This is a genomic window from Haloferax sp. S2CR25 (genome assembly GCF_031624535.1).
In the GTDB taxonomy this organism is placed as follows: domain Archaea; phylum Halobacteriota; class Halobacteria; order Halobacteriales; family Haloferacaceae; genus Haloferax; species Haloferax massiliensis.
Genome location: NZ_JAMQOO010000006.1, coordinates 136,787 through 151,483, shown reverse-complemented (window position 1 = coordinate 151,483; position 14,697 = coordinate 136,787). Strand labels below are relative to the sequence as shown.

At 69.2% G+C, this 14,697-nt stretch carries 17 protein-coding genes; 6 read left to right on the top strand and 11 right to left on the bottom strand.

Going from position 1 to position 14,697, the window contains the following annotated elements; translation table 11 throughout:
- Positions 1-68: 68 nt before the first annotated feature.
- Positions 69-1,052, bottom strand: coding sequence for a replication factor C small subunit (locus NDI65_RS15310; protein WP_089777267.1), 984 nt, complete (start codon positions 1,050-1,052; stop codon positions 69-71).
- 105 nt (positions 1,053-1,157) lie between these two features.
- Between NDI65_RS15310 and samp2 the strand changes: the two genes are divergently transcribed.
- The 3 genes from samp2 (at position 1,158) to NDI65_RS15295 (ending at position 2,258) form a co-directional block, all read left to right on the top strand.
- Positions 1,158-1,358, top strand: a complete 201-nt coding sequence (gene samp2, locus NDI65_RS15305) for a ubiquitin-like modifier protein SAMP2 (RefSeq protein ID WP_004973827.1) — start codon at positions 1,158-1,160, stop codon at positions 1,356-1,358.
- Between the two features lie 7 nt (positions 1,359-1,365).
- The gene (locus tag NDI65_RS15300; protein WP_089777266.1) at positions 1,366-1,788 is read left to right on the top strand and encodes a GNAT family N-acetyltransferase; all 423 of its coding nucleotides are present in this window, start codon (positions 1,366-1,368) and stop codon (positions 1,786-1,788) included.
- Between the two features lie 89 nt (positions 1,789-1,877).
- Positions 1,878-2,258: a helix-turn-helix transcriptional regulator gene (locus NDI65_RS15295; RefSeq protein ID WP_089777265.1), complete on the top strand. Its 381-nt coding sequence runs from the start codon at positions 1,878-1,880 to the stop codon at positions 2,256-2,258.
- An 11-nt stretch (positions 2,259-2,269) separates the two neighbouring features.
- Here the strand turns inward: NDI65_RS15295 and NDI65_RS15290 are convergent, their stop codons facing one another.
- The 3 genes from NDI65_RS15290 to larB form a co-directional block, all read right to left on the bottom strand.
- Positions 2,270-3,643: a phosphoglucomutase/phosphomannomutase family protein gene (locus tag NDI65_RS15290; RefSeq protein ID WP_089777264.1), complete on the bottom strand. Its 1,374-nt coding sequence runs from the start codon at positions 3,641-3,643 to the stop codon at positions 2,270-2,272.
- Between the two features lie 137 nt (positions 3,644-3,780).
- The gene (locus NDI65_RS15285) at positions 3,781-4,020 is read right to left on the bottom strand and encodes a GIY-YIG nuclease family protein (RefSeq protein ID WP_089777263.1); all 240 of its coding nucleotides are present in this window, start codon (positions 4,018-4,020) and stop codon (positions 3,781-3,783) included.
- 391 nt (positions 4,021-4,411) lie between these two features.
- Positions 4,412-5,173, bottom strand: a complete 762-nt coding sequence (gene larB, locus NDI65_RS15280) for a nickel pincer cofactor biosynthesis protein LarB (protein WP_089777262.1) — start codon at positions 5,171-5,173, stop codon at positions 4,412-4,414.
- Between the two features lie 184 nt (positions 5,174-5,357).
- On the opposite strand from larB, the gene NDI65_RS15275 reads away from it, so the two are divergent.
- Entirely contained in the window at positions 5,358-5,525 is a 168-nt protein-coding gene (locus NDI65_RS15275) for a DUF1931 family protein (protein ID WP_004045310.1), read from the top strand.
- Between the two features lie 166 nt (positions 5,526-5,691).
- Here the strand turns inward: NDI65_RS15275 and rpiA are convergent, their stop codons facing one another.
- The 4 genes from rpiA to NDI65_RS15255 form a co-directional block, all read right to left on the bottom strand.
- Positions 5,692-6,384, bottom strand: coding sequence for a ribose-5-phosphate isomerase RpiA (gene rpiA, locus NDI65_RS15270; RefSeq protein ID WP_089777261.1), 693 nt, complete (start codon positions 6,382-6,384; stop codon positions 5,692-5,694).
- Positions 6,385-6,433: 49 nt separating this feature from the next.
- On the bottom strand, positions 6,434-7,558 hold the full coding sequence (locus NDI65_RS15265) for an ORC1-type DNA replication protein (protein ID WP_089777260.1): 1,125 nt from the start codon (positions 7,556-7,558) through the stop codon (positions 6,434-6,436).
- Between the two features lie 559 nt (positions 7,559-8,117).
- Positions 8,118-8,387, bottom strand: a complete 270-nt coding sequence (locus NDI65_RS15260; protein WP_089777258.1) for a hypothetical protein — start codon at positions 8,385-8,387, stop codon at positions 8,118-8,120.
- A gap of 54 nt (positions 8,388-8,441) precedes the next feature.
- On the bottom strand, positions 8,442-10,436 hold the full coding sequence (locus NDI65_RS15255; RefSeq protein ID WP_310893811.1) for an endonuclease MutS2: 1,995 nt from the start codon (positions 10,434-10,436) through the stop codon (positions 8,442-8,444).
- A 178-nt stretch (positions 10,437-10,614) separates the two neighbouring features.
- Between NDI65_RS15255 and larE the strand changes: the two genes are divergently transcribed.
- Positions 10,615-11,496: an ATP-dependent sacrificial sulfur transferase LarE gene (gene larE / locus NDI65_RS15250; RefSeq protein WP_089777256.1), complete on the top strand. Its 882-nt coding sequence runs from the start codon at positions 10,615-10,617 to the stop codon at positions 11,494-11,496.
- A gap of 65 nt (positions 11,497-11,561) precedes the next feature.
- Here larE and NDI65_RS15245 read toward each other — a convergent pair whose 3' ends face one another.
- Entirely contained in the window at positions 11,562-12,200 is a 639-nt protein-coding gene (locus NDI65_RS15245; RefSeq protein ID WP_089777255.1) for a histidine phosphatase family protein, read from the bottom strand.
- A 74-nt stretch (positions 12,201-12,274) separates the two neighbouring features.
- Here NDI65_RS15245 and NDI65_RS15240 point away from each other — a divergent pair, with 74 nt between their 5' ends.
- A complete protein-coding gene (locus NDI65_RS15240) occupies positions 12,275-12,757 on the top strand; it encodes an SRPBCC domain-containing protein (protein WP_089777254.1) in 483 nt (160 codons plus the stop codon).
- Between the two features lie 28 nt (positions 12,758-12,785).
- Here the strand turns inward: NDI65_RS15240 and NDI65_RS15235 are convergent, their stop codons facing one another.
- Together NDI65_RS15235 and NDI65_RS15230 are read right to left on the bottom strand one after the other, a co-directional pair.
- The gene (locus NDI65_RS15235) at positions 12,786-13,109 is read right to left on the bottom strand and encodes a hypothetical protein (RefSeq protein WP_089777253.1); all 324 of its coding nucleotides are present in this window, start codon (positions 13,107-13,109) and stop codon (positions 12,786-12,788) included.
- 110 nt (positions 13,110-13,219) lie between these two features.
- Positions 13,220-14,617: a twin-arginine translocase subunit TatC gene (locus tag NDI65_RS15230; RefSeq protein WP_089777252.1), complete on the bottom strand. Its 1,398-nt coding sequence runs from the start codon at positions 14,615-14,617 to the stop codon at positions 13,220-13,222.
- Positions 14,618-14,697 lie beyond the last annotated feature (80 nt).

Here is a 14,697-nt window from a genome sequence, read left to right as displayed (position 1 = left end):
AACGAGCGGAGAGACCGGAGACGACCGGGGACCGCGGCGGTCGGCGCGGCCGGTTCAGTGTACCGAGTTCAGTTCTGCGAGAGCGCGAGCGACGCGAGGAGCGCTTCGAGTTGGACCTGCTCGTTCGCCCCCTCGGAGATGCGGTAGTCGGCCTCGCCGATGCGCTCCATGAGGCGGACGGCCTCGCGCTCGTCGAGGTCGAACTCCCAGACCGAGCGGTGGAGCTGGTCGATGATGTCGCCGCCGGCCATCCCGGTGTCGACGATGAGCGTCTCCAACTGCTTGCGCGCGGCCGTGAACTCGCCGTCGATGGCGTCCCGGACCATCTTCTCGATGTCCTCGGGGCGGGCGGTCGAGGTAATCATGTAGACGGCCTCCTCGTCGACGACCTCGCCGGTCGTCGCGGCGGCCTGCAGGGAGTTGATGGCGCGTCGCATGTCGCCGCCGGCGGCGTAGACGAGCGCGTCGAGACCGTCCTCGGTGACCTCGATGTCCTCGGCCGCGGCGATGTCGCGGACCTGTTCGGCGACGGCGTCGTCGCCGAGCGGGGAAAATCGGAACACCGCGCAGCGCGACTGGATGGGGTCGATAATCTTCGAGGAGTAGTTACACGAGAGGATGAAGCGCGTGTTGTCGGAGAACTGCTCCATCGTCCGGCGGAGCGCCGACTGCGCGTCGTTCGTCAGCGAGTCGGCCTCGTCGAGGAAGATGACGCGGTAGTCGTGGCCGCCGAACGACGAGCGCGCGAAGTTCTTGATGCGGTCGCGGACCACGTCGATGCCGCGCTCGTCGGAGGCGTTGAGTTCGAGGAAGTTGCCGCGCCAGTCGTCGCCGTAGATGGCGCGGGCGATGGCCGTCGCGGAGGTGGTCTTGCCGACGCCCGCCGGCCCCGCGAACAGGAGGTGCGGCAGATCGTCGCGCTCGATGTAGCTGCGCAGGCGCTCGACGATGTCGTCCTGTCCGTAGACGTCGTCGAACGTCTGCGGTCGGTACTTCTCGATCCAGATTTCACGACCCGCCGGGGCGTCGCCCGACTCCGCGGCCTCGCTCATATCCGTTCTACCGACCGCCCCGCACATAAACCGTGCGAGACGGAGAGCGCCCTCGGCCGACGCCGAGCCGACGGACTGAAACCCGCGCCCGACCCACGAGCGACCATGAACGTGACCGTCGAGGTCGTCGGCGAGGAGACCAGCGAGGTCGCCGTCGGCGACGGCGGGACCTACGCGGACCTCGTGCGGGCGGTGGACCTCAGCCCCCACGAGGTGACCGTCCTCGTCGACGGCCGCCCCGTCCCCGAAGACCAGCCCGTCGAGGTCGACCGCGTGAAGGTGCTCCGCCTCATCAAAGGCGGGTAGTCGGCGCATGGACGACACCGAGAGAGACCGTGCGGCCGACGGAGTCGACGACGCCACCACAGTCCGCGAGGGCGACCCCGACGAACTGGTGGCCGTGATGCGCGTGTTCGACGCCGGGCTTTTGGAAGCCGACGCGGGCAAGGTCCGCGACCGACTGGCCGCCGGCGACTGCCTCGTCGCCGAGGCGTCAGGTCGGGTCGTCGGCGCGCTGGTGCTCGACGGCGACTACGTCGACGCCGTGGCCGCCTCGCCGAGTCGTCGCGGTCGGGGCGTCGGAACCGAACTCGTCCGGGCGGCGCTCGACCGTCGGGGCCGACTCGTCGCCGACTTCGACGGGGGCGTCAGGCCGTTCTACGAGTCGTTCGGATTCGATATCGAGGAGCGGGACGGCGGGGAAGGACGGTTTCGCGGCGTCCTGCGCGACGAGTGACGGCCGCGCCGCCGACTCCGGAAGATGATAATAGTTAACAACCGACACAGATTTACCCGCCGGTCGTCAAGGGCTAGGGAGTCAAGCCCATGGCAAAGCGAGACCGGAGCGACCGTATCCTGACCGATTGGGACCGCGTTTTCGATGCGCTCGCGGACCCGTCGCGCCGCTACGTGCTGGAGTATCTCAACGACCGGTCGGAGCCGGCGACGGTCTGGGACCTCGCGGTCGCCCTCGCGGTGCGGACGACCGACCTCCCGCCCGACGAGGTGGACATGCAGGTCGTCCAGCAGGCCGAGGTCGGCATCGTCCACATCCACCTGCCGAAGCTTCGGGCCGCGGACCTCGTCGAGTCGGCGGGCGACGGCGTCTCGCTGACCGAGCACGCGGAGACGCTCCCGCTTTTCACGCCGGCGTACCGCGGGGTCGTCAGGCCGGTCGGCGACGAAGAAGAGAGACGAGAGCTCTGAGGGCGGTCCGCTCAGACGAGCGGTTCGACGAGTTCGCGGCCGGCGTCGAGGAGCGACGACACCGCGTCTTCGCTCCCGGCTTCCGCGTAGACGCGCATCTTCGGCTCCGTCCCCGAGGGGCGGACGAGGAGCCACGAGCCGTCTTCTAAGAGGAGTTTGAAGCCGTCGAGCGTGACGACCTTGGCGATGTCGCGGCCGGCGACCGTCTCGGGGAGCACGTCCTCAAGGTCGTCGATGACGCGCGCCTTCTCGGAGTCGGGGCAGGCGACGCTTATCTTGTCGGCGACGATTTCGCCGTGTTCGGCCTCGATGCGGTCGAGGCGGGCGTCGAAGTCCTCCTCGGCGGTCGCGGCGGCCGCGAGCAGGCCCATGAGGACGCCGTCCTTCTCGCGGACGTGCCCGCGGACGGAGAAGCCGCCGGACTCCTCGCCGCCCATGAGCGCGTCGTGCTCGCGCATGCCGTCGGCGACCCACTTGAAGCCGACCGCGGTCTCGAACACCTCCTCGCCGTGGGCTTCGGCGATGCGGTCGATGAGGAACGTGGTCGAGACGGTCCGGATGGCCGGCCCGGAGTCGGATTCGAGCAGGTAGTCGTAGACGGCGGCGAAAAAGAGGTTCTCGTCGAGGACGCCCCGGTCGGGCGTGGCGATGGCGATTCGGTCGGCGTCGCCGTCGTTGGCGACCCCGAGGTCCGCGTCGTGTTCGGCCATCGCCTCGGCGAGGCCTTCGAGGTTATCCGCGGAGGGCTCCGGCGAGATGCCGCCGAAGTCGGCGTCGCGTTCACAGCGCAGGCGGACGACCTCCGCGCCGGCGGCTTCGAGGAGCGCGTCGGTGACGCCGCGACCGCTGCCGTGCATGGCGTCGTAGACGACCGTGAGACCCGAGAGGTCGTCGCCGACGAGGTCCATCGCGTGGTCGGCGTGCGGGGAGACCACGTCCACGCGCTCGACGGTGCCGCGCTCGGACTCGGGCAGGAGGTCCGGTTCGGCGAGTCGCTCGGCGACCGCGTCGGTCACGTCGGGGAGCGCCGGCGCGCCGTCCGAGGGGATGAACTTCACGCCGTTGTACTCCGGCGGGTTGTGCGAGGCCGTGACCATGAGCGCCCCCGAGAGGCCGCGCTCGGCGATGGCGTAGGCGACGAGCGGGGTCGGACAGTCCCGCTCCGGCAGGAGCACGTCGAAGCCGTTGCCGGCGACGACCTCCGCGAGCGACTCCGCGAAGCCGGGGGAGGTCTCGCGGGCGTCGTAGCCGACGAGCACCGGCGCGGTGAACCCCTCGTCGGCGAGGTAGTCCGCGACCGCCTGTCCGACGACGCGGACCCGGTCGTCGGTGAAGGTGTCCAGCGTGGCGCGCCACCCGTCGGTCCCGAATGAGATTTCGTCCATACGCGAACCACTCCGCGGCGGGGCAAAAAACTACGTTACGAACCAAATAGAGTCGGGCCGTGCGGCGGCGGCGACCCGGTGGGAACACGCCGACCGCGACGCGACCGCGACGCGACTCCGACGCGGTCCCGACTCGCTCACGACTCGACGAGTCGCAGTTTCTCCCGGCGACGGAGCTGTTTGATCTCGTACTCGCGGGACATCGCCGCCGACTTCGAGTCGAACTCCTCGACGTGGACGAGTTCGACCGGGGTCCGGCCGCGGGTGTACTTCGCTCCCTCGCCGGCGTCGTGTTCGGCGACGCGTCGCTCCACGTCGGTCGTGTATCCGGTGTACAGCGAGCCGTCGCTACACTCGATGACGTAGACGAAGTGCACGAGAGAATGGTTCAGGGGCGCGGGTATGAACCCTGCGCCCGACCTCGCGCACGGGGAGTTGGCTTCGCGTGGTGGTCTTTTGTCGCTTCAGTGGTCATGCGGTGCGGGCACGCTGTCGAGCGACCTCCGCGATACCCGCGTTCGCCGAGCAGTTGGGACAGGCGAGAACCTGACCGTCCTTGTCGGCGAACACGCGTGCGAAGCGCTCGGAGACGTGTGACCCGCAGTGGTCACAGACTGGCATTGTTGCGGTCCGGCAGCCACCAAGCCGGTGTATGCCACACGGTACCCCACCCATATGAGGGCTTCGCGCGTGTGCGTACGCACGCGAAATCGCGCACGACCACGAGGGGCACAAGTAGTCGACGACGAGGGAACAGACAGCGCCCGGTCAGGCGTCGTCGCCGCGGGCGTCGGCGACCGCGCGGGCGATGAGTCCGGCCTGCGCGCCGGCGATGTAGCCGGCGTCGACGTTCACCGCGGAGAGGACGGTACACGACTGGAGCATCCCGAGGACGGCCGCCTCGCCGTCGCCGCCGTGGCCGTAGCCCGTCGAGACGGGCAGGCCGATGACCGGCGTGTCGACGAGGCCGGCGACGACCGTGGGGAGCGCGCCCTCGCGGCCGGCGGCGACGACGACCACGTCGGCCTCGCGGAGCGTGTCGAGGTTGTCGAGCACGCGGCCGAGGTGGGCGACGCCCACGTCCTCGATTCGCTCGACGGCCGCGCCCATCTCGCGGAGGACGGCGGCCGCCTCGCCCGCGGCCTCGGCGTCGGAGGTGCCGCCGGTGGCGATGGCGACGGTCGCGTCGAGGTCGGGGCGCTCGAACTCCGGGGCGGCCGCGACGACCGTCTTCGCCCGGGCGTCGCGGTCGATGTCGGCGTCCGGGAGGGCGTCGGCGACGGCCTCGGCGTGGGCGGTGTCGGCCCGAGTGACGAGCGCCCGGCCGCTGGTCTCGACCGCCGCGACGGCAAGCGTGGCCGTCTCGTCCGGCGTTTTTCCCTCCGCGAGAATCGCTTCGGGGACGCCGCGCCGGGTCTCTCTGGCGGCGTCGAACCGTCCGGCGTCTGTCGTCGCGTACCCGGAGAGTCGTACCTCGGCCTCGGCGGGCGAGAGCGAACCGTCCGCGACCGCCTCCAAGATGTCGCGCATGCCCGCACGTTGGCCCGAGGCGTACTCATACCCGTCGTTCCGCCCTCGCGGGGGCAAAGCATATATAAGTGGAGATTGTTCCCGAGAAATCCGTCCTCATAGAAGCGCCATAACCCCCAAATCCGGCGGTATTAACGTCCAATATAGGAAAGTTTATTAAAGGAGAATCGGTAGAACATTCTGTATGGCAGACCTCATTGTCAAGGCAGCCGTCAAGGAAGCGCTCAAGGACAAGAACGTGGCCTCGGACTTCTACGACGCTCTCGACGAGGAAGTCAAGGAGCTTCTCGAAGACGCTGCTCGCCGCGCTGAGCAGAACGACCGTAAGACGGTCCAGCCCCGCGACCTGTAAACTCGGTCTTTAGACCTCTCGTTCTTTTATCGCCGCCCGACGAGCGCCGGCTGTGCCCCCCGAAGGAAGTCGACTCGCCCCGCGAGTCGAGCCGGTCGAAGGCGTCCGTTCGAGCGCCGGACCACTCGGTCAGTCCCAGACCCGTTCGAGCGCCGGACCAACCGAGTCAGAACTCGGTCACGTCGACGCCGTCGTCGGTGCCGACGTAGACCGCGTCCGCGAGGCCGACGAAGATGCCGTGTTCGACCGCACCGGGGAGCGACGCGAGGGCGGCCGCGAGCGACTCGGGGTCCGAAATCGTCCCGAACTCGCAGTCGAGAACGAGGTTCCCGTTGTCGGTGACGACGGGGCCGTCCTTGCGCTCTGCTCGGCGGAGCGCCGCCTCGCCGCCGAGGTCCGAGACGCCCGCCGCGACGGTCGTCCGCGCCGACGGAAGCACCTCGATGGGCACGGCGTGTGAGAGCGTCTCAGCGGTCTTCGAGGGGTCCGCGATGACGAGGAATCGGTCGGCGAAGGCGTCGACCACCTTCTCGCGGGCGTGGGCCGCGCCGCCGCCCTTGACGAGCGCGCCGTCGGTCGTCGCCACCTGGTCGGCCCCGTCGATAGCGAGGTCGATGGCGTCCACCTCGTCGAGGTCGGCGACGGGGATGCCGCACTCGCGGGCGAGTTCGCGGGCCGCGAAGGAGGTCGGGACGCCCCGAACGTCAAGGCCGTCGGCGACGCGGTCGCCGATGGCGCGGATGGCGAAGGCGGTGGTGCTGCCGGTGCCGAGGCCGACGACGGTCCCGTCTTCGACCGCTTCGACCGCCGCCGCCGCGGCGCGGCGCTTCTGCGCGTCGGTTCCGCCGGTAGTCTTCATGGCTCAGTCGACTCGGTCGGCGAGTAAAAATGGTCCTGAACGCGGCGCGTCAGAGCCGGTCTAAGACCGCGTCCGCGTCGTAGGCGAGCGAGATGGCGCGGGTGCGGCCGCGTCCCTCGATTTCGGTGTAGCGCGCCTCGATGACGCCCAGTTGGTCCAGTTTGTTCACGAGCTCGGAGTAGCGCGTGTAGCCGAGGTCGGTCTCCTCGTTGAACGCGTCGTACACCGCGCCGGCGCGCTCGCCGTCGTACTCGGCGACGACCCGGACGAGTTCGCGCTCGGGGTCCGAAAGCCCTTGCAGACACCGCGAGAGGTGGACGTACTTCGACTTGTCGTAGGCCGCTTCCACGTCCTCCATGTCGACCGTGCGGGAGGCGCGCATCTCGGCGTGGAGCCCGGCGCGACGGAGCAGGTCGATGCCGACCCGGAGGTCGCCGCTGTCGGCGGTGAACTCCGCGACCTGGTCGAGTTCGGGCGCGCCGATGACGTCCTCGTGGAAACCGCGTTTCGACCGGCCGCGGAGGATATCGACGATTTCGTCCACGTCGTAGCGGGGGAAAAACACCTCCTCGGGCCGGAAGACGCTCTGGACGCGCCCGTCGAGTTCGTCGATGACGTCGAGCGAGAGGTCCGACGAGATGATGATGACGCCGATGCGCGCGCCGGAGTGCGCCTCGTGGGCGCGTAACAGCGAGTAGAGCGTGTCGGACGCCTCGTTCTCGTAGAACAGGTAGTTCACGTCGTCGAGCGCGACGACGAGCACCTCGTCGTCCTCGACGAGGCGGTCGGTTATCTGGCCGAACAGCTTCTTGAACGAGATGCCCGACGACGGGGGTTCGTACTCGAAGATGTGCTCGAAGACGCGCGAGAACACCGCGTAGCGGGTCGAGTCGACCTGGCAGTTCACCCGGACGGTCCGGACGCCCGACTGCGTGCCCAACTCGCCGAACAGTTTCTGGACCGCGGTGGTCTTGCCCGTCCCCGGCGGCCCGCGCACCATCGTGTTCAGGGGGCGAGAGCCGCGGACCGCGGGCCGAAGCGCGTACTTCAGGCTCCGCAGTTGGCTCTCGCGGTGGTTGAACGTCTCCGGAACGTGGTCGATTTCGAAGACGTGTTCGTCGCGGAACACCGTCTCGTCCCACGACAGCATCCCCTCTTCGGGGTCCTCCCTCATCGAGTAAAGTACCACGCGCGGGGGACTTAATCGTTTACCGCGGCGGCGTCCGACGGGGGGCGGACGGACGCGTTGTCTCGACGCGTCCCGGACGCGTTCAACCGCCAACCACCGGAACCGAGCCACAATAGTTAATTTTCCAACAATGGATGCGCAGTCATGGCAACTCGCATACAACTCGCCGCGCTGCTCGTCTCGCTTGCGCTCGTCGGGGGCGGCGTGCTCGGGTTCGGTTTCGTCGCTGACGAAGACTACAGCTATCGATACGAGGGGCAACTGTCGGAGACGCCGGAGACGGTTCCCCCGCTGTACAGCGAACTCTCGCAGTCGGAACAGCGGGCCGTGGACCGCGCCCTCGCCGGCGAGGTGCTTCGGTTCGAAGACGACCCCGGGAACCTCCCGGGACTCGTCGAGCGCGACGGCACCTACCACGCGTTCGAGTTCGACGCGACCATCGACTACACCGCCCCGACGACAGCGGTTCATTCGTCGCCGTACTGTTCGGCGCGGTCGGCGTCGTCGCCACGGTCCGGTGGGAGGTCGCGAGCCGGTACGTCACTTACTGAAGGAGCCGAACGATTCGGTAGCCGATGGCGACGAGCAGAATCAGCCCGACCGCGCCGATACCGAGCACGACCGGCGAATCGGCGGTCTGCGAGAACGCACCCAGCGCCGGGAGCACGAAGGCGGACAGCACGAGGAACCCGCCGAACACCAGAAACAGCAGGTACACCGCGGTCCCGAGCACGTCCCAGATGGCGTTTTTCGTGGCGTGGTAGACGAGGTCGTACTGCTGTCGTTCCTCGGGGGAGAGCGAATCGGAGGGCACGGGCGGAGTTGTCGGCGAGTCAAGATAAATCGTGCGTCGCCGCGGGCGAGGGCGTCAGTCGAACTTCTCCAGCAGTCGTCCGTAGAAACTCGTCTCGTTCTCGCCGGCCAGTTTCTCCACGATGAGCTCCGGGGTCGAACGCGCGAGGTGGTCCTTCACGGGCGAGCGGTTGACGACGAGTTCGCCGTCTTCCAGCCCGACCGCCTCGATGCCGTCGACCGCGACCGACACGTCCGCCGCCTCTCGGATGCCGCCGGCGAGGTGCGAGACGAACACCGCGGCCGCGCCCTGTTCGGCGAGTTCTTCGAGGATGCCGGCGATGATTTTGGCCGACGCGCCGGGTTCGGTGATGCTCTCCAGTTCGTCCACGAGGACGAGTCGGTCGGCCGCGCCGTCGGTGAGCGCGGCGAAGTCGCGGAGCGTGCTCTCGAACGCGCCGGCGTCGAGCGTTCCCTGCGACTTGGCGTAGTAGTGGAGTTCGGAAAACCGCGAGAGCCGGACCGACTCGGCGGGCACGGGAAGCCCCATGTGCGCGAGGACGACGACGAGCCCCACGAGGTCGAGCGTCGAGGTCTTGCCCCCGCTGTTGACGCCCGACAGGAGCGTGACGCCCGACACCTCGTAGTCCACCGGGTCGACGTCCGCGAAGTCCACGTCGAGGAGGGGCGAGCGGCCGGCCTCGATGGCGAACGACCCGGCTCCGTCGTTTCCGGCCGCGCCGGTGAACTCGGGGAAGACGCAGTCGAAGTCGCGGGCGAACCGCGAGACGGCGAGGCGCACGTCGAGTTCGAGCGCGTCGCGGACCAGCGTCTCGACGGGGTCGCGCAGGTCGCCGAGGTCGGCGGCGAGGTCGGCTTTCAGCTTCGCGGCGCGGCGGTCGCGGGCGGCCTTCAGTTCGGTTCGGAGGCGGCCGACCGCCTCCTCGTCGTGGCCGAGCGGGAACGACGGGTCCTCGGGGAAGACGCGCTCCGTGAGGTCGGCCTCGCCGGGGCGGAGCGACAGCGACTCGACGAGGTGGTCGCGGGCGGCGGCCAGCGCCTCGTCGAACTCGTCTTCGAGTTCGCGCGACAGCAGGGAGTCGACGCGCGCGCCCTGCTCGACGAGAGACAGGAAATCTGTCCCTTCGATGGTCACGTCGCGCTCTCGAATCGCGTCGCGGAGGCGGTCGTTGGCGACCGATTCGGCGGTCGAGACGGCGGTGTCGAGGTCGTCGACCGCGTTCGAGAGGCGTTCGAGTTCGTCGTCGCCGAGGACGGTCCCGTCTTCGGCCAGTCGGGAGAGCGCGTCGCGGAGGGCGGCGAGGTCACAGGGCGGGTCGAGACCGGCGGTTTCGTGGACCGCGGCGGCCGCCTCCAGGGCCTCGCGGTTCGCGGCGAAGAAGGCGAGCAGTCGCTCGGGGACGACCTCGTCGGTCCGCTCGGCGGCGTCGGGGAGCACGCGCACGTCGCCGTCGACGTCGATGCCGGCGAACGACTCGTCCAGCACGACCACCGTCGAGTACGACCGCGCGAGTTCGGCGATGTCGCGGCCGTTCTCGACGACCTCGATGGAGAGTTCGGGGAACGCCTCCTTGGCGGCGGCGTAGCGCTCCGCGTCGGCGGTGGCGAGACAGCGCTCGCGGACGCGACGCGGTTTCGGGTCCGCGAGGGGTTCGACGCCCGACAGCGCCGCGAGCACGTCGGGGTCGGGGTCGAGGTCGGTCGCGTCGGCGGCGAACGCCCGGACCTCCTCGATGCGCGAGGCCGACCCGGTGGGAAACAGCGTCTCCAGTCGCTTCTCGGCGTACGTCGTGACTGTCCGCGCCTGCAGGAGACCGAGCGCGTCGCGGTAGAGTTCCGAGGCGCGGTCGGTGGCGAGGAAGCCGCCGGGGTCGCCGTGGTCGCGGCGAATCGCCCCGCGGGCGATGGCCGCCGCCCGGCCCTCCGTGAGCCCCGGTGCCCGCGCGAGCGCCGCCACGTCGCCGTCGGTGAGCGCTCGCTCGGCGTCGTCGAGTTCCGCGAGCGCGGCGGCGGTCTTCTCGCCGACGCCCGGGATGGTCTCGAAGTCCATTCGGCCGGACCTATCGCGGCATAGGACAAAAAGTCGCGGGGTGGTGACCGCGGGACGTCGCGCGGGTCGCGCCCGCAGAGAGAGCGTCTGTCGCGGCCGGTTCGCCGACTCGTGGGGCCTTCGCGGTCGTTCGCGCCGGGGGCGAGGGGCTTTTGCCCGTCGGCCGGGAAGGGAGGCCATGAGCGAGCGAGACGTCGCGGCGAAGGCCGACGCAGTACGCGAGGCGCTCGCGGAGCGCGAGAGCGTCCTCATCGCCTTTTCGGGCGGCGTGGATTCCAGCGTGGTCGCGGCACTCGCCCACGACGCGCTCGGCGAGAACGCGATCGCCTGCACCGCGAAGAGCGAGACCCTGCCGGACGCCGAGTTGGACGACGCGAAGCGCGTCGCCGAGGAGATCGGCATCGAACACCTGACCGTCGAGTTCTCCGAACTGGACAACCCCGACTTCGTCGCCAACGACGACGACCGGTGTTACCACTGCCGGACGATGCGCCTCGGCCGGATGTACGAGGCCGCCCGCGACCGCGGCATCGAGGCCGTCTGCGACGGGACGAACGCCTCGGACCCCGGCGAGGGCCACCGCCCCGGCCTCCGCGCCGTCGAGGAGTTGGAGGTGCTGTCGCCGCTTCTCGCCCACGACATCACGAAAGAGGAGGTCCGCGCCATCGCCGACGACTACGACCTGTCGGTCGCCGACAAGCCCTCGATGGCCTGTCTCTCCTCGCGGATTCCGACCGGGCTCGAAGTCACCGAGGAACGGCTCTCGCGGGTCGAGCGCGCCGAGACGATTCTCCGGACGTGGGGCTTCGAGCAGTTCCGCGTCCGCGACCACGACGGCCTCGCCCGCATCGAAGTCGCGCCGGAGGAACTCGACCGCGCCCTCGACGCCGACTTCGTCCGCGCCGCCCGCGACCACCTGAAGGACGCCGGCTTCGACCACGTCACGCTCGACCTCCACGGCTACCGGACCGGGAGCGTCAGCCCCGCCGCCGAGGGGAACGCCGACGACGACCTCCTCGTGGACGACGTGTTCGCGCAGGACTACCCGATGCGGAAGTAAGCGGAACGCGAGGGAGCGAGAAAGCGCGAGCGCCGCGACCGCCCCGAAAACCGACCGCAGAACGCTTACGTCGTCAGAAATCGCGTCTCGTTCTCGGCGACGACGTGGACGAGCGGTTCGTCGCCGTCGTCGCTCAGTTCGACTTCGAACTCGCAGATACCGCCGTTGTCGAGCGGTTGCGACAGCATCGACTCGACGATGTCGAGTCCCTTCACCTCGCCGAGCGACAGCCGAATCGGCGCGCCGTGGCTGACGACGAGCACCGTCTCGTCGGGGGCGAGCGAGTCGGCGAGGCCCTCGCGGGCGTTGAGGACGCGCCGGCGGACCTCGACGAGGCTCTCGCCGCTCGGGGGGCGTTCGCGGGCGGCGGGCGTCCCGACCGCCGAGAGGGAGTACTGCGGGTACCGGTCCGTGAGTTCGTCGAATTCGAGCCCCTGAAACGACCCCACGTCGCGCTCGCGCCACGCCGAGTCGAGGACGGGTTCGACGCCGAGTTCGCGGGCGACGGGGCGGGCGGTCTCTTGGGCGCGTTCGATGTCGGAGGAGACGAGGCGGTCGACCTCGTAGGTGTCCGCGACGTGGCGCGCGAGGGCGTCGGCCTGCGCGCGGCCGCGCTCGGTGAGCGACACAGGGGCCCACCCCTGTACGCGCCCGGCGCGGTTCCACGTCGTCTCGCCGTGTCTGGCGAGAAGGAGGGTTGCCATACGTCCGTCTCTCTCCTCACCGGCAATGAACGTTCCGCGCGAGATTCACGGTCTCGGCGCGCCAACTGTTAGGTATGGCACACGAACTCGCCACGAGTATCGAGATAGACGCGCCGCCCGAACGGGTGTGGGAGACCCTCGTCGATTTCGACCGCTACCCCGAGTGGAACCCGTTCATGCGAATCGCCGGGCGGCCGAACGAGGGCGCGACGCTCACCGTCCACCTGCGACCGCCGGGCGGCCGCGAGTCGGTGTTCGAACCCGACGTGGTCCACTGTGAGAAGTACCGCGAACTGCGCTGGCTGGGCCACCTCGTCTCTCCGGGGCTGTTCGACGGCGAACACCGGTTCCGCCTCGAACCGCTCGACGGCGGCGAGCGCACGCGCTTCGAGCAGTCCGAGACGTTCTCGGGCGTCCTCGCCGGACTCCTGTTGCGGTTCGTCGGCGAGCGGACCCGGGCGGGGTTCGTCGCCATGAACGAGGGACTGAAGACGCGCGTCGAGGGCATGGTCGCGGCCGAGAAGCGGGAGGCGACGGAGTCGACGGACACGGCGTGATTCCCCGCGGTCTCGGGGATTCGGCGCGTTACAGCGACTCGCCGCAGAAACGGCAGGTGTCCCTCCCTGACTCCTCCAACGAGTGGCAGTTCGGACAGGTGACGGTCTCGGTGCGGACGGAAGGGACGCCGTTCGGCGACGCCGACTGACCGGCCGCGCGGCGACCAACCCCGGGTTCGTCGCGCCCGAGGTTGAGGTACAGCGCCAAGCCGAGAACCCCGCCGACGAACACCGAGAAACCCCAGAGGAAGGCGTTGTGCGAACTGTGCCTGGTCGCGTCGATGCCGGCCCAGACGCTCACGACGAACCAGAGCGGGAGGGCGACCACCGACAGGGCGGCGAGGTCGGCCATCATATAGATATTCTAACCATTCTAAGATAGGTCTTCTGAACGGTCGGCGGTCGGCGGAAACGAGGAGGAGCGAACCGGCCGGGAGAGAAACGAGAGAAACGAGAAGCCGGTCAGTTCCCGGTCCAGCGCAGGGCCGCGAGCGTCCCCTCGAACAGGACGATCATCGTCGCGCCGATGATGATGGGGGCCATCCCGGTCGGATCGGGGCTGACGAGGAACGCGAGGCCGAGGAACGCGCCCCAGAACAGCAGGCGGCGGTCTTCGAGCCACCGCCGGGTGACGAGGTTCATCATGATGGCCAGTTCCACGAACAGCGGAATCTGGAAGACGACCGCCATGTAGCCCATCAGAATGAGGATGAGGTTGAACGTCTCTTTGAGACCGAACGCGACGACCGCGGTCCCCTCGGTGTAGGAGGTGAAGTACGCGAAGATGGCCGGGAGCACCACGAAGTGCGCGAAGAGGACGCCGACGAGCGCGAGGATGAGGCTCGTCGGGACGGCCGCGAGGTAGTATCTGCGCTCTTTCGGATAGAGGCCGGGGCGCATGAACAGGTACGTCTCGTAGACGAACACGGGGAGGCCGATGACGGTCCCGGCGAGGCCGGCGACCTTCAGTTTGGTGAGGATGAGTTCGAGCGGGCCGTAGAGTCGCGGCCGGCGGTCGACGATGGTCTCCGCGCCGGGGATGTGGGAGTTCCAGAGGAAGTTGATAACGTCGGTCGCGCTCGGGATGTGGACGCCGAAGGCGGCCTGCGTGTCGACCAGCGCGTTGAGGATGTCCGCGCCGGGGAACAGCACGAGCGTAATCGCGCCCGCGACGCCGAGGACGACCGCCAACCGGCGAATCATCTCCTCGATGTGCGCGGTCAGCGGCATCTCCTGGTCGCTTTCGGGGGCCTCGCCGACGAGCCCGCCGACGTCCTCGTCGTCGAAGTCGTCCTCGGCGGGCGCGGGCGACGGGGCCACGCCGCTCACCTCGTCCTCGCCCGAGAGAGCGGGACTCGCACCGTCGGGCGCGGGGTCCGGGCCGGCGGCGTCGGCCGGCCCCTCGCGCGAATCGTCGTACGTCCCCTCGGGGACGTGCGAGGTGTGTTCATCGTCGGCGAGGAGACGAGGCTCGTCGGTGTCGTCAGTGTCGTCGGCGTCGTCGCTGTCGTCCGAGTCGTCAGTGTCGTCGGCGTCGTCGCTGTCGTCAGTGTCGTCCGAGTCGTCGGCGTCGTCCGAGTCGTCGGCGTCGTCCGAGTCGTCGGCGTCGTCAGTGTCGTCCGAGTCGTCAGCGTCGTCGCTGTCGTCGGTTCCGTCGGTATCGCCGTCCGTCTCGTCGGGAGCGTCGTCGCCCTCGCCGTCGTCGGACCCGTCGGTAACGGTCTCGTCTCGCGGGGTGACTCGACCGTAAACCGGACCGTCGGACGACGAAGACGCGTCGTCGGCGTCGTCGGCGTCGTCCGAGGCGTCCGTCTCGTCGTCGGCCGCAGAGAGCCCTGCGTCGCGCTCCTCGTCCGCCATTCAGGTGTCCTACGCTTCCGGCCAGTTATAGGTCTTTTCGCATCGCGCCGAGGAGGTGCGTCGAGAGGGTCGAACTCACG

Bases quoted from the DNA above. Each gene is read 5' to 3' on its own strand.
- NDI65_RS15300 (WP_089777266.1), top strand. From the start codon at position 1,366: ATGGACGACACCGAGAGAGACCGTGCGGCCGACGGAGTCGACGACGCC.
- NDI65_RS15310 (WP_089777267.1), bottom strand. From the start codon at position 1,052: ATGAGCGAGGCCGCGGAGTCGGGCGACGCCCCGGCGGGTCGTGAAATC.
- NDI65_RS15275 (WP_004045310.1), top strand. From the start codon at position 5,358: ATGGCAGACCTCATTGTCAAGGCAGCCGTCAAGGAAGCGCTCAAGGAC.
- larB (WP_089777262.1), bottom strand. From the start codon at position 5,173: ATGCGCGACATCTTGGAGGCGGTCGCGGACGGTTCGCTCTCGCCCGCC.
- NDI65_RS15295 (WP_089777265.1), top strand. From the start codon at position 1,878: ATGGCAAAGCGAGACCGGAGCGACCGTATCCTGACCGATTGGGACCGC.
- rpiA (WP_089777261.1), bottom strand. From the start codon at position 6,384: ATGAAGACTACCGGCGGAACCGACGCGCAGAAGCGCCGCGCCGCGGCG.
- samp2 (WP_004973827.1), top strand. From the start codon at position 1,158: ATGAACGTGACCGTCGAGGTCGTCGGCGAGGAGACCAGCGAGGTCGCC.
- NDI65_RS15290 (WP_089777264.1), bottom strand. From the start codon at position 3,643: ATGGACGAAATCTCATTCGGGACCGACGGGTGGCGCGCCACGCTGGAC.
- NDI65_RS15245 (WP_089777255.1), bottom strand. From the start codon at position 12,200: ATGGCAACCCTCCTTCTCGCCAGACACGGCGAGACGACGTGGAACCGC.
- NDI65_RS15240 (WP_089777254.1), top strand. From the start codon at position 12,275: ATGGCACACGAACTCGCCACGAGTATCGAGATAGACGCGCCGCCCGAA.
- NDI65_RS15235 (WP_089777253.1), bottom strand. From the start codon at position 13,109: ATGGCCGACCTCGCCGCCCTGTCGGTGGTCGCCCTCCCGCTCTGGTTC.
- larE (WP_089777256.1), top strand. From the start codon at position 10,615: ATGAGCGAGCGAGACGTCGCGGCGAAGGCCGACGCAGTACGCGAGGCG.
- NDI65_RS15230 (WP_089777252.1), bottom strand. From the start codon at position 14,617: ATGGCGGACGAGGAGCGCGACGCAGGGCTCTCTGCGGCCGACGACGAG.
- NDI65_RS15255 (WP_310893811.1), bottom strand. From the start codon at position 10,436: ATGGACTTCGAGACCATCCCGGGCGTCGGCGAGAAGACCGCCGCCGCG.
- NDI65_RS15265 (WP_089777260.1), bottom strand. From the start codon at position 7,558: ATGAGGGAGGACCCCGAAGAGGGGATGCTGTCGTGGGACGAGACGGTG.